Source organism: Chroococcidiopsis sp. CCNUC1 (genome assembly GCF_023546805.1).
GTDB lineage: Bacteria > Cyanobacteriota > Cyanobacteriia > Cyanobacteriales > Chroococcidiopsidaceae > Chroococcidiopsis > Chroococcidiopsis thermalis.
In genome coordinates this window covers 1,338,581-1,352,501 of record NZ_CP097480.1, presented here as the reverse complement: position 1 = coordinate 1,352,501, position 13,921 = coordinate 1,338,581, and the positions used below count along the sequence as shown (strand labels likewise).

Here is a 13,921-nt window from a genome sequence, read left to right as displayed (position 1 = left end):
CTCCTCAGTTTTGACTTTTGAATTTTGACTTTTGAATTTTGACTTACTCATTACCAATAGCTGGTCGATGCTGACTCCAGAATTTATTGACTTCGAGTTGAGCGGCGATCGCAATAATGGTAGCTTCGGCTGTAGGACGACCGACAATTTGAATGCCGATGGGTAAACCGTTAGGCGCAAAACCAGTAGGAATAGCGATCGCGGGTAGTCCGCTAGCATTAAAAGGCGGACAGGGAGCAACCCAATTAATGATTTTTTGTAGCGTCTCTTCTGGACTTAATGCTGCCCACTCGCCGACTCGAATTGGTGGGTGCATGTATGTAGGTAAGATTAGCGCGTCTACTGAGTCAAAAAATGCCACAATCTGTCTGGCAATGACTTGTACCTGCGCGACAGCACGAAGATAATCTCCGGCAGAACCCGATTGTTCGAGCAACCACTGATTCATCGGTTGCAAGATTTCTTTTGGTAGTCCAGCATAAGCTACGCCTGCTTGCCACACAGCAGTAAATGGCTCGATTAATCCCGTAAAGTCAGGACAGCCTTCTTCTATTTGATGACCCATTGCTTCCAATAGCCTCACCGTACCCAAAACTGCTTGTTGACAGACTGGATCTGCGGTTCCAATTTGGGGTAGCGAGTTGGTGAAAGCAATCCGCAGGCGATCGGGCGATCGCATCGCAGCAGCCAAGAAAGAGGGATTTGGGGCTGGCAACCAATACGGATCTCCCGTGATATATCCTGACATCACATCTAGTAAGGCAGCAGCATCGGAGACAGTACGGGCAATAGGACCGTTTGCGGCGACACCACTTAATTGATCTCCCAATGGTGCATAGGAGACCCGTCCCCGTGCTGGTTTGATGCCTACTAAACCACAACAGAAGGCGGGACCGCGAATCGATCCACCTGCATCCGAACCTTGGGCGATCGCGCACAATCCTGCGGCTACAGCCGCCGCCGATCCCCCACTAGAACCCCCTGGTGTATACTCTGGATTCCAAGGATTCCGGGCAGGAGGAAATCCCATCGGCTCTGTATAGGGAAAAGAACCCAATTCGGAAGTGGCGGTTTTACCCAAGATAATAAATCCAGCTTGTTTCATCCGCGCGACTACGGCATCATCGTAAGTCGCGACGCGATCGCGCAGTGCTGGACTGCCATAACTACAAGGGACATCAGCCACGGGATTCATATCTTTAATGGCGATCGGTACGCCAAAAAAAGACGGTAACTCAGCCGGATCTTGAGTGCCAGCTAGCATTTCTGTCTGAGTTTGTGCCTGGGCGATCGCCATTTCTGCCATCACCGTAAAATAGCAACCCAACTGCGGATTGAATCGATCTATTCGCTCTAAATAAAGCTGCACTAACTCCCGTGGCGAAACTTCCTTATGTCGAATTAGCCGTGCTTGTTCTAGAGCTGGAGCAAATGCTAGATCGATTGAATTCATAATTCTACAGTTTTGATTTTTGTGTTTCGGTTGCTATAGCTATTCTCAGTTGAATGAGGTACATAGATCTTTAGAGGCGCAAAACTGTGCGCCCCTACGCATGTATTACACCTACATGAGAAACACTATATTTTTAGCTTGCCTATCCTCCAGTAGGTTCGAGACGAATCAACTGCCCGTTGTTATCGTCCGTCAAGACATACAGCAATCCGTCGGGACTTTGGCGCACGTCGCGCACGCGCTGACCGATCTCGATCGCCTGCTGGTTGACCACATTACCCTGAGCATCTAAGTCAATGTACCGCACGTCCTGAGAGACGAGTCCACCTGCGAATAAATCGCCTTGCCATTGCGGAAATTTGCCCCCACTGTAGAATGCTAGACCCGAAGGTGCGATCGATGGTGTCCATACCAGTTTGGGGTCTACCATACCAGGGCGCGATCGCTCTTTAGTAATTTCTTCTCCGCTATATTCGCGGCTATACGTGACGATCGGCCAACCATGATTTCCGCCTGCTTGCACGAGATTGGCTTCATCACCACCCTGCGAACCGTGTTCTGTTGACCATACACGGTTATTTGCTGGATCGAAGGTTAAGCCTTGAATGTTGCGATGTCCGTAGCTCCAGATCGCAGGCTCAGTATCAGTAGATTTCACAAAGGGGTTATCTTGTGGGATCGAACCGTCATCGTTGAGCCGCACAATTTTACCTAGACGACTGCGGCGGTTTTGCGCTTGTTGGCGGATTAACTCGCCATTGAGTTGAATCGGTGGGTTGCCACCATCACCGATCGCCAATAGCATAGTACTGTCAGGCAGCCAGACGATCCGCGAACCGAAGTGTTGCAGACCAGACTTAGTTGGGGAAACCTCAAAAATAATTTGCAGATTGCTCAAGCTTTTCCCGTCAAATGTAGCGCGGGCGAGGCGGGTGCGGTTTGCCTGCTCTGTGCCGTGGGAATATGTTAGATAGACTAAGCGATTTTCAGCAAAGCGCGGATGAACTGAGATCTCCATCAAACCAGCTTGTCCGCCCGTAAGGACTTCGGGAACTCCTGCAATCGGTGTGGGATCGAGCTTCCCGTCCCGCATAATTCGCAATTGTCCCGATCGCTCGGTGATTAACATCGCTCCATCTGGTAGCCATGCAAGGCTCCACGGATGGTCTAAGCCTTCTGCTACAGTTGTTTTTTGAATGCCCTGAGCAACAGCAACATTCCCACTGTCAGATACGTTAAGATTGCTCGATGATAAATTGGGCGATGTCGTTTGTGCAGTCGTAGAGGCGTTAGGCTGTTGTGTCAGAGAACAACTCGCAATGGCTAATAGGGCGATCGCACTCCCTACTCCTTTCATCCAACCGTCAATCTTTGCTTTCATAATTTGGCTGTAATAGTTTTTTATCTCTAGAGTGATATATGAATGTGACAGAAAAATGTCGTTCGCGGCGAACCTATTTGCTCCTATTTGCCCAAGACTAAAACAGCATTCTGTCCGCCAAAGCCAAAACTCAAACAGAGTACGTGCCTGAGTGCTGCTTTTCGCGACGTGACGATTAGATCGAGATCGAATTGGGGCGATCGCAGTCCCGTACATGGCGGTAATATTTGATGACGTAATGCCATCAGACAGAATGCCGTACCAATCGCCCCAGAAGCTCCCAAAGTATGCCCCGTGGCTCCTTTTGTGGAACTTACGGGAACTCCATGAGGAAATAAATACTGAATTATTTGTGCTTCGCGCTTGTCGTTGAGCTGGGTCGCCGTACCGTGTGCGTGAATGTAATCAATGTCTTGTGGTGTAAGATTACCGCGCTCCAAGCATTGCTTAATTGCCACGATCGCGCTTTTCCCCGTTGACTCTGGCTGAACTGCATGAAAAGCATCGTTTGTCAAGCTAAAACCTAGAACGCGACCGTAAACTTTTGCCGAACGCTGCTGGGCTGCTCGTGCTGATTCCAGTACTAATACAGATGCACCTTCCCCCAACACCAATCCTTCTCTATAGCGATCGAATGGATAAGCGCCAGTAGTTGCCAACGCGCCCATCTGCCCAAATCCAGCCAAAGTTAAGGGGGTAATCGGCGCTTCCACTGCGCCAACGATTACCCGGTGACATTGCCCAGTTTTGATTAATAAACTCCCTTGAGCGATCGCCCAAATCCCCGTAGCACATGCTGCCATTGGGGACAATACTACACCTGTTGCCCCAATTTGTCTTGCTGCTATTGAGGCGATTGCGTTTGGTAAGATTTCTAAGAATTCGGGAGTCGGTAGGGGCGGGTTTAGAAACCTGCCCGTACAGGAGTCGGGAGTCGAAACAACTTTTGACTTTTGACTTTCAACTTTTGACTTTATCAGTTCTTCCCAAACTGCCTGCTGGCTGCGGCTAGAACCGATGACTACCCCGCAGTCTGGTAAAGGTGATTCTAAGCCTGAATCTTTTAAAGCGGCTGCTACTGCTAACCGAGTTAACTCGATCGCATTAGTTGGTTGTTCGTCAACCAGTGCTAAAGGTCTAGCCTCTAGTTCTGGGAAAGGTTGCTGCAATCTAATGCCGCTGCGATCGAATATTAAGTTTTCCCAGCTAGTTTCTAAGCTTTTTCCCAAGCTGGAAATGAGACTAATACCTGTGACAACAACTTCCACGCTTTGGGGTGAGGGTTAAGAGTAGGCGCACGGCGTGCGCCCAGAGATTAATTATTTGCCACCGTTTTTCAGCTTGTCACTGCCTTCAGTCACCTTAGCAGAGTCAATGCGATCGCCTTGTTGAATTTTGTCTACCACGTCCATACCGCTAGTCACTTTACCAAAGACGGCGTAATCCCCATCGAGAAAACTCAAATCGGCAAGGGCGAAATAGAACTGAGAAGAGGCGGAATCTGGCTGTTGCGATCGCGCCATAGCGACAGCCCCTCTAAGATGCTGTAAAACTGGTTGTTTTCTGACTCCCGCACTTTTCAGCGTCCGACTGTAGATCGGATCTGTTGCCCCTGTGGGCTTAATTTCTAAAGGAATCTGACGTTCTGTTCCTGTATTTGGATCGATAAAACCGCCAGTTCCTAGACGCTGAGGTGAAAAATTGGGGTTTTTGCTTTGCGGGTCTCCTCCTTGGACTACAAAAGGTTGTTCTGGTGGTCTGCTCTGGGGACCGATGACTCGATGAAACACGAGTCCATCATAGACACCCCGCTGTACTAGATCGACAAAATTTCCTGCCGTTAGAGGGGCATTCTTACCATCTACCTCGATAGTAATTGGTTGCCCCTTCACCGTCATCACAACTGTCGCCGTTCCTTCTAGAGTTGGTAAATTCTTCATTTGAACGCTACTTGTTTGAATTGCAGGTACAGGTGTGGTTTCAGCTGCCGTATTATCGGGGGAAGCAGAATTCGCCACTTGGTTAGGCGTACATCCTGCCAAACATAACCCACCAATAATGAAAACTAAAACCAACCACTGCTGAACTTTTAACTGCATTTGCCTCTGCGATCGCTATAGGTAAAAAAATTCAAAAGGCTAAATCTTCCTTCCGAACGCTTTACCAGGGTACCTCCGGTTTCCCCAGGCAAATTCTGAATTTTTAATTAAATTACTTGATGAAATTACAGTCCTTCTAGCGGCACAGCTAAAAATCGAGCCAATTCTGCCCCATCGTTCTCTAGCTTTGTAATAGATAAGGGTTGACCTACTCGCGTCAAGGGAATATTTCGTCTTCCTTTGACTCGTAGATAAAGTTCTCGACGGGGATTCAAGCCTTCTTTAATCTCTAAACGCACAGCTTGAATATCTTGTATGGGGGCTTTAATTTCAATGCGGCGGTTTTTCCCAGGAAATCCCCACCGAAAAATGTGAAATTCACCCTTCTCCTTGTCAAACTCATTGTAGCCGCCGCCTACGTCCAGCAAAATCATGCCCCACAGATACAGCGCTAGCAGCAGACCTGCCACTCCATAAAATCCAATCGCTATCCCTTGGGGAATGAAAACGAGCTGGGTCGGCTCGGCAAATGGAATTAAATTAATTTGCAAGTAACTAGAAAGTCCAGCCAAGAAAAAGCCTATCCCACCGATGGAAACGACTGTAGCCCACCAGTAATTGCTGAATCGTCGGGAACCTAAAACTTTTTGATTCAAGCAGCTGGAGGTACTGTTTTTATTTGCTTTAGCTTCCGAATCGCCGGAATTGGTGGTTGTTGATGCCGTCATGTCACTACCCTGCTCAGTTAAACTACTGAAGGCGGTTTTCCACTCTTATTATTCACACAGTAAGTTGCCTGGTTCAACTGCGAACAATCTGAGAGAACTGCAAAAACTTGTGTCAAATTGTAAAAATTCTCATATTTGATTAGACTATAATCTAACACTAAACACTCAATCCGCTTTTGTGGATTGGGCTTGAGGTGCGGTCACTGCGATCGATTAAGAAACATTAATCAGCCGTGCTGTCAAGTTGCTGCTTTTCGCGGCAACACTGACATGGCATTCTAGTGAGAAAGGCGTTAGTTACTACAACGATTTTCTTGCCTGCGGAGTTGGATCTAAACCATCTCCTAGTCAACAAAAAGTTAATTCCTCAAAAAGCGTTGCAATTTTTAGTAAACCCAGAGGATTTTAAATGACAATTGCAGTAGGACGCGCACCGAGTCAAAGAGGATGGTTTGACGTTCTCGACGACTGGCTCAAGCGCGATAGATTTGTATTCGTCGGCTGGTCGGGGCTATTATTATTCCCCTGCGCCTACCTAGCACTAGGTGGATGGCTGACCGGAACCACATTCGTCACCTCGTGGTACACCCACGGGATTGCCAGCAGCTACCTGGAAGGAGCCAACTTCTTAACCGTAGCCGTATCGACCCCAGCCAACAGCATGGGACACTCATTGCTGTTCTTGTGGGGACCAGAAGCGAACTGGGACTTCACGCGCTGGTGTCAGCTCGGGGGCTTGTGGGCATTTGTCGCCTTACACGGAGCATTTGCGCTGATTGGATTCTGCCTGCGGCAGTTAGAAATTGCCCGCTTGGTCGGGATCAGACCATACAACGCATTAGCATTCACTGGACCAATTGCGGTGTTTGTCAGCGTCTTCTTGCTCTACCCCTTAGGACAGTCCGGCTGGTTTTTTGCACCTTCATTTGGAGTCGCGGCAATTTTCCGCTTCTTGCTGTTCTTCCAAGGGTTCCATAACTGGACGCTCAACCCGTTCCACATGATGGGAGTAGCGGGAGTACTAGGTGGAGCGCTGTTGTGCGCGATTCACGGGGCGACGGTGGAAAACACCCTGTTTGAAGACGGCGATAGCTCCAACACCTTCCCCGCCTTCAACCCGACTCAATCGGAAGAGACCTATTCGATGGTGACGGCAAACCGTTTCTGGTCGCAGATTTTCGGGATTGCCTTTTCCAACAAGCGCTGGTTGCACTTTTTCATGTTGTTCGTGCCTGTAACTGGACTGTGGATGAGTGCAGTGGGAGTCGTCGGCTTGGCAGTGAACCTGCGGGCATATGACTTCGTCTCTCAAGAGCTGCGGGCAGCAGAAGACCCCGAGTTCGAGACTTTCTACACCAAGAACATTCTGCTTAACGAGGGCATCCGTGCTTGGATGGCTCCTCAAGACCAACCCCACGAAAACTTCGAGTTCCCTGAGGAGGTTCTACCCCGTGGAAACGCCCTATAATTCATCGTTTAATCGCGGCTTGACCTTAGGTGGCGGTCGCGACCAAGAATCTTCAGGATTTGCTTGGTGGGCTGGTAATGCCCGACTGATCAACTTATCTGGTAAACTGTTGGGCGCTCACGTTGCCCACTCAGGTTTGATTGTTTTCTGGGCAGGAGCAATGACTTTATTTGAAGTTGCTCACTTCATCCCAGAAAAACCAATGTACGAGCAAGGTTTGATCTTGCTGCCTCACCTGGCATCTCTCGGTTGGGGTGTAGGTCCTGGTGGAGAAGTCATCGATACTTTCCCTTACTTCGTCGTTGGCGTATTACACCTGATCTCTTCCGCCGTGTTGGGATTTGGTGGAATTTACCACGCGATTCGCGGTCCAGAAACTTTAGAAGAGTACTCCTCTTTCTTTGGTTACGACTGGAAAGATAAGAACAAAATGACCAGCATCATTGGTTTCCACCTGATTATTTTGGGATGTGGAGCCTTGTTGCTGGTACTGAAAGCCATGTTCTTTGGCGGTTTGTACGACACCTGGGCTCCTGGTGGTGGAGACGTTCGCGTCATCTCTAACCCCACCCTCAACCCCGCAGTTATCTTTGGTTATTTACTGAAGTCTCCTTTTGGCGGCGAAGGCTGGATTGTCAGCGTCAACAACTTAGAAGATGTTGTCGGCGGTCACATCTGGGTTGGTTTGACTTGTATCGCTGGCGGGATTTGGCACATTGTCACCAAGCCTTTTGCTTGGGCGCGTCGTGCTTTCATCTGGTCTGGTGAAGCATACCTATCCTACAGTTTGGGTGCTTTATCCCTGATGGGCTTTATCGCCTCCTGTATGGTTTGGTACAACAACACCGTTTATCCCAGCGAATTCTACGGTCCTACTGGTCCAGAAGCTTCTCAAGCTCAAGCTTTGACTTTCTTGATCCGCGACCAACGCTTGGGTGCTAACGTCGGTTCTGCTCAAGGTCCTACAGGTCTGGGTAAATACTTGATGCGCTCTCCTACAGGGGAAATCATCTTTGGTGGTGAGACAATGCGTTTCTGGGATTTCAAGGGTCCTTGGTTGGAGCCACTACGTGGTCCCAACGGTCTTGACTTAGAAAAGATCAAGAACGACATTCAGCCTTGGCAAGCACGTCGCGCTTCTGAGTACATGACTCACGCACCTCTGGGTTCTTTAAACTCTGTGGGTGGTGTGGCTACGGAGATTAACTCCTTTAACTATGTATCTCCTCGCGCTTGGCTAGCTACTTCTCACTTTGTACTAGGCTTTTTCTTCCTAGTCGGTCACTTATGGCACGCCGGTCGCGCTCGCGCTGCGGCTGCTGGTTTTGAGAAAGGTATTAACCGCGAATCTGAACCAGTAATGGCTATGGGCGAATTAGACTAAAACAATATTTGGGGTTGGAGTTAAGCTCCACCCTAAATTGATAAGGCTCCTGCGTTAGAGCGGGAGCCTTTCGCATGGCACGAGTTTTATGACAGAATCTTTTATATGGTGCAAAAAAAGCTACGCTAGCGAGGTGCGATCGCAGTTATTGCTTCTTGCTCACTCCAATCTCAGTTGATGGTGACGACCATGTCAGATTCAAACTTAACCGATCGCCTACAATGGACGAATGAAGCCCAAATTAAGTTAAAAAAGATTCCCTTTTTTGTTCGTTCTCAGGCGATCTCGCGCATAGAACAGTTGACGCGATCGCGGGGTCAAGATATTGTTACAGCAGAGATTGTCGAACAAGCCAGGTTAGAGTTTGGACAATAAGAAACCTAGCTCGATCTTAGGGTTTGTGAGTGTGATCGCGCTTTTCCTTCAAGCTCTCGCTATTTTGCTGCCAAGTGCATTTTTTGACATGCGTTACCTTTTTTGCGGTTTCACGACTAGCTAACGCAGTATGGGCAATACAAGCAGCAGCACAACTAACAATAAACATTTTTTTCTTCCTCTGATTTCCGCAGTTCTCCACATTTATGTTTACGATAGCTACGGTTTAGAGGCTTATATACGCTTATAACTCTTCATATTAACATAAGTAGCCACCATCATGACTGGCGATCGCTCGATTATCCGTAACCAGCGTTTGCAATACCGAAGATTACGGGTTTCCACCGACCGCAGCCGGACGTAGGTTGAGCCGTCAAACAGCCTCACATAGAAAAATATGTAGTTTCCTCTATTATTTCAATTTGATGTGAATGGCATACCAAACCTTCAAACTTACTAGTATTTCCTAACAAAAACCAATAAATTGCTAATTTTCAGCAAATTTAGGTGCTAGTAAAGAATGCAAGTTAGTCATTCTAGGTAGATTCTGGCTTTGGTATATAGATAATTTAATAAATTTGCTCTTTCCGTATAATTTCGCTATCTAATAAATCAGTGTAATTTCTATTGGTTACCGATCCAATATAAAGTTAAGTTTAATTTGTAATCGATCTATGTAAATAAAACTTGAAGCGTACAGAGTACCCCTATTAATGACTTTGTACAGCCTTTACTACGGTTATTTTGATAACAACAAGTTAGATAAGTAACTGTCAGAAAAAATATGACTTTCCAGAGGTATGTTATGAGAATTCAGCACGTAGTAAAAAACTTGAAACTGTCTACGGCTCTACTAGCAACTATGGCGATCGCAGGTTCCTGTACTGCGGCTCCAGTTCCTAGAGTTACTACCACTTATGAAGGTAGTTCAGAAAACTTTTCCAACCCAGAAAGAGGGTTCTACAAATCGATGGAACCGCTCGATAATAATCCAGCTCCTCCACTACAGCTTTCTGAGCTACAACAAGTTAGGCGCGAAAAATTATCTACAATTCGACGATACTATTTATTATCAGATTTTCGAGATAAACCAATTTCGCAGCCTTATCTTGACATGATATCAAATGATTTAAAAACAGTTAGAAAGGCTGGGATAAAAATGATTGTACGGTTTACCTACAATTGGTTAGGAGGTGGTCCTGATGCTCCATCGAGTCTAATGCTTTCTCATCTCGATCAGTTGAAGCCAATTTTAAGAGCAAACTCTGATGTGATTGCTTACATGGAAGCAGGGTTTATTGGTTACTGGGGAGAATGGCATCATTCAACTCATAACTTTACCGATCATACTACAGGAAAAATTACTAATGATGCTAAAAAAGTAGCGCTAAAGATATTGTCTGTCCTACCAAAAAATCGCATGATGGTTGTACGGACTTTGGGATATAAAAAGCAGATATTTGATAACGATCTTCCTCTTACGTCTGAAGAAGCTTTCAATGGCTCTAATAGAGCGAGAACGGGACACCATAATGATGCTTTTCGCTCTACGAAAAGTGATTGGGGAACGTATAGCGGTAATCTAGAGGTAATGGAGCAAGAAAAAGCATGGCTAAACCTTGATACTAAATATGTAGTACACGGTGGAGAACCTGCTGGACCCAGCGACCCGCCGGAATGGGATGATTGTCCAGGAGCGCTAACTGACTTTGCCAGAATGCACTGGAGTGGAATGACAGTAAATGCTAATGGAAATTATTCAGTACCAGTCTATCAGGGCTGGAGAGAGCAAGGCTGCATGAACGAAATTCAACAGCGCTTAGGCTATCGCTTTCGCTTAATAGATTCAGCTATTGTGGACAAAGTCAAACCTGCTGGTACGTTTTCAATGAGTTTTAGAATTACCAATGATGGCTGGGCTAGCCCCTATAATCCTCGTAGTCTAGAAGTAATTTTGAGGCATCGGGAAACAGGACAACAATACTATATTCCCGTAGCAGAGTCTGTACGTCGGTGGATGCCTGGTGAAACCAAAACAATAGATATAGTATGTGGGATTCCAGCAAACATAAATTCAGGAGAATATCAGGTGTTGTTAAATTTACCTGACCCTGCTCCTAAGTTGTATTCTCGTCCAGAGTACTCGATCAGATTCGCCAATCAAAATGTTTGGGAGCCTTCTACAGGATATAACTCGCTGTTGAGAAGCGTTAACATCAGTCCGAACGTAGCAGGAGAAACATATTCTGGGACTCAAGTGTTTAAACTACGTTAACCGCGATCCCTGAAAAGGGTTTTATTATCAGTTTATCGATTGGATATCGATGGAATATCGCATCAAATCGAGTTCTGTCGATTTATTGATTGAAATAGATCCTAGTTTAAGTTTCATTGTTTTTAAAAAGCAATGTAAATAGTGAGATGGATGGTGGTATAGTGCTAAAGGCATAAGTATATATAAGTTTACACAAATCCATTTGCTATGGCAGCTCAACAGCCAAAGATACCAACGTTGCGTCAAAACTTCTCTTGGACGTTTGTTGGCAACGTTGTTTATGCAGCTTGCCAATGGGGAATGCTAGTCATGCTTGCAAAACTAGGCAGTCCAGAGATATTAGGGCAATTCACTTTAGGATTTGCTCTAACTGCGCCTGTTATTATGTTTACAAACTTGCAATTGCGAACAATTCAGGCAACAGATGCTAAACAACAATATTATTTTGGAGATTACCTCGGATTAAGATTACTTGCAACCGGACTGGCGCTGTTAATTATTATAGGAATCACTTTTATATCTGGGTATCGTTTTGAAACATCGTTGGTAATTTTAGTAGTTGGTTTAGCTAAAGCGTGTGAAGCTATCAGCGATGTATTTTACGGCTTGATTCAGCAACACGAACGAATGGATCGCATTGCCATTTCAATGCTAGTTAAAGGTCCTTTATCACTCTTATTCTTATCTTTTGGAGTTTATTTCACAAAAAGTGCTTTATGGGGAACAGTAGGCTTAGCTGTTGCTTGGGCTATAGTACTATTAGGATACGATATTCGTAGTAGTGCATCACTGTTAAATGGTATCCAATCGAGTCAACAAGACGCAAAAGGTAGAGACTTGAGCGGGGCAAAAGTGCAGCTTCAGCCACGCTGGGATTTGAAAACATTAAAGCAATTAGTATGGCTGTCTCTTCCTCTAGGTTTTGTTATGATGTTGATTTCGCTCAACACTAACATTCCCCGCTATTTTATTGAAAATTACTTAGGAGAAAGAGAGCTGGGCATTTTCGCTGCCATAGCATACTTAATGATGGCAGGAAACATAGTAGTGAGTGCACTAGGAGAGTCTGCTTGTCCGCGATTGGCAAAATATTATGCAGCAGGAAATCGCACTGCTTTTCGCAACCTTTTGTGTACTTTAGCTGGAATTGGCGCTGCTTTAGGCGGTGTTTGTGTCTTAGTAGCTTTTGTGGCTGGAAGACATCTGCTAGCAGTTCTTTACCAACCTGAATATGCTGAGCGAGCAGATTTATTTGTGTGGTTAATGGTAGCGGCAGGTGTAAGTTTTATAGCTTCTTTTTTTGGCTATGGCATGACATCTGCCAGATATTTTCGCGTTCAGATGCCTTTGTTTGTTTTCGTGACAACTATCTCAGCTATAGCCTGTTTGTGGTTAATTCCTAAATTTGGACTGCTGGGAGCAGCATTTGCCTTACTTGTTGCAGCAATTGTTCAAGTAGTGGCTAGTTTAGGTGTGAATATCCACGCACTGTACGCTCTGAAAAAAGAATGTAATTGAAAACTAAAATATACCAACGTAATTTGAGAAATTAAATATGACATTATCCAATCAACGTCCGCTTCGCATTCTACAAGTTGTTGGAGGTATGAATCGCGGTGGTATTGAAACATGGTTAATCAACGTTCTACGCCACATCGATCGCGATCGCTTTCAAATAGACTTTTTAGTTCACACAACTCAGCCGTGCGCTTACGACAACGAAATTCGCGCCTTAGGTAGTCGAATCATTCCCTGCCTGCATTCAAATCAACCGTGGTTGTACGCTCGAAATTTCAAGCAGATTTTACGCGATTATGGTCCGTACGACGTAGTTCACGCTCAACTATATCTTTTTAGTGGTCTGGTACTGTATCTAGCACATCAGGAAAAAGTCTGCACCAGAATAGCACACATGCATCCTCTAACAGACCTCCACGAAAAGCGTTTTCTACGTGCAATTTATCAAAAGATTATGACAAGATTGTTATCAAAGTATGCAACTCACATTATTGCTCCATCAAAAAGTAGTTTAAAGGCTTTTCAAGCTATTTGTAACTGTTCGGGTAAGCATAATGAAATTTTGTACAACGGTATCGAGCTGAGCCAATTCGATCGAGAAGTAGACAAAAGAGCTGTACGCCAAAAATTTAATCTCCCAGTCGATCAGCCTATAGTTATATATGTAGCTCGTTTTACTGCTCATAAAAATCATGCTCAAATTTTGAGAATTGCAGATCGAATGAGCAAGAATGGAGTTAACGTATATTTTGTTATGGTGGGTTCTCATGGCGAACTTTTGAATACACTCAAGGAAAAAGTAGCTGAACGAAATGATATGGCAATGATGGTGGGAGTTGAAGATATTTCCGAACTTTTGAAGACTGCCGATTTGTTCTTTCTGCCGTCACTTGAAGAAGGATTTGGAGTTGTTGCTATAGAAGCTGCTGCTGCTGGGTTACCTGTTGTTGCTACCGACTTACCAACAATTCGTGAAGCATGTTCGCCTAGCCATCACCCTTTTATGTTTCCTCCTAATAATGATGAACTTGCTTGTAAAAATATCTTATCAATACTGGAAAACCAGGAACTGAGAAAACAACTCTCCGCTGATGCTCGAAAATGGGCTAATAACTTTTCTATATTTAGTTCCATCAAACAACTAGCTCATCTATATGAGAATTGCACCCAGTGACTGAAAAATATTTTGGGTTTTCCTTAAGAAGCAATTTTTCAACAGAAGCTCTCGATCGACTTGAAA

At 45.4% G+C, this 13,921-nt stretch carries 11 protein-coding genes; 6 read left to right on the top strand and 5 right to left on the bottom strand.

Annotation, left to right across the window (positions count from 1 at the left end; all coding sequences use genetic code 11):
* Window positions 1–43 precede the first annotated feature (43 nt).
* The 5 genes from M5J74_RS06325 to M5J74_RS06305 form a co-directional block, all read right to left on the bottom strand.
* Entirely contained in the window at window positions 44–1,453 is a 1,410-nt protein-coding gene (locus M5J74_RS06325) for an amidase (protein WP_250015986.1), read from the bottom strand.
* A gap of 142 nt (window positions 1,454–1,595) precedes the next feature.
* Window positions 1,596–2,834 (bottom strand): PQQ-dependent sugar dehydrogenase, encoded by a 1,239-nt coding sequence (locus M5J74_RS06320; RefSeq protein WP_250015984.1) that lies wholly within the window; start codon window positions 2,832–2,834, stop codon window positions 1,596–1,598.
* Between the two features lie 83 nt (window positions 2,835–2,917).
* Entirely contained in the window at window positions 2,918–4,102 is a 1,185-nt protein-coding gene (locus tag M5J74_RS06315) for a beta-ketoacyl-ACP synthase (protein WP_250015982.1), read from the bottom strand.
* A gap of 51 nt (window positions 4,103–4,153) precedes the next feature.
* Entirely contained in the window at window positions 4,154–4,933 is a 780-nt protein-coding gene (locus M5J74_RS06310) for a peptidylprolyl isomerase (RefSeq protein ID WP_106547192.1), read from the bottom strand.
* A 125-nt stretch (window positions 4,934–5,058) separates the two neighbouring features.
* Window positions 5,059–5,661 carry a photosystem I assembly protein Ycf4 gene (locus M5J74_RS06305; RefSeq protein WP_015153288.1) on the bottom strand — a complete coding sequence of 201 codons (603 nt, stop codon included), beginning with the start codon at window positions 5,659–5,661 and terminating at the stop codon, window positions 5,059–5,061.
* Between the two features lie 409 nt (window positions 5,662–6,070).
* Between M5J74_RS06305 and psbD the strand changes: the two genes are divergently transcribed.
* The 6 genes from psbD to M5J74_RS06275 all read left to right on the top strand — a co-directional run bounded on the left by psbD (window position 6,071) and on the right by M5J74_RS06275 (window position 13,855).
* On the top strand, window positions 6,071–7,129 hold the full coding sequence (gene psbD / locus M5J74_RS06300; RefSeq protein ID WP_015153746.1) for a photosystem II D2 protein (photosystem q(a) protein): 1,059 nt from the start codon (window positions 6,071–6,073) through the stop codon (window positions 7,127–7,129).
* Window positions 7,113–8,513 carry a photosystem II reaction center protein CP43 gene (gene psbC, locus M5J74_RS06295; protein WP_015153287.1) on the top strand — a complete coding sequence of 467 codons (1,401 nt, stop codon included), beginning with the start codon at window positions 7,113–7,115 and terminating at the stop codon, window positions 8,511–8,513. Before psbD ends, psbC begins: the two co-directional genes overlap by 17 nt.
* A gap of 189 nt (window positions 8,514–8,702) precedes the next feature.
* Window positions 8,703–8,888, top strand: coding sequence for a PCP reductase family protein (locus M5J74_RS06290; protein WP_041462375.1), 186 nt, complete (start codon window positions 8,703–8,705; stop codon window positions 8,886–8,888).
* Window positions 8,889–9,693: 805 nt separating this feature from the next.
* Entirely contained in the window at window positions 9,694–11,163 is a 1,470-nt protein-coding gene (locus tag M5J74_RS06285) for a DUF4832 domain-containing protein (RefSeq protein WP_250015980.1), read from the top strand.
* 207 nt (window positions 11,164–11,370) lie between these two features.
* Window positions 11,371–12,681, top strand: coding sequence for an oligosaccharide flippase family protein (locus M5J74_RS06280; protein ID WP_015153282.1), 1,311 nt, complete (start codon window positions 11,371–11,373; stop codon window positions 12,679–12,681).
* A 37-nt stretch (window positions 12,682–12,718) separates the two neighbouring features.
* On the top strand, window positions 12,719–13,855 hold the full coding sequence (locus M5J74_RS06275; RefSeq protein ID WP_127023615.1) for a glycosyltransferase: 1,137 nt from the start codon (window positions 12,719–12,721) through the stop codon (window positions 13,853–13,855).
* Window positions 13,856–13,921: the final 66 nt, after the last annotated feature.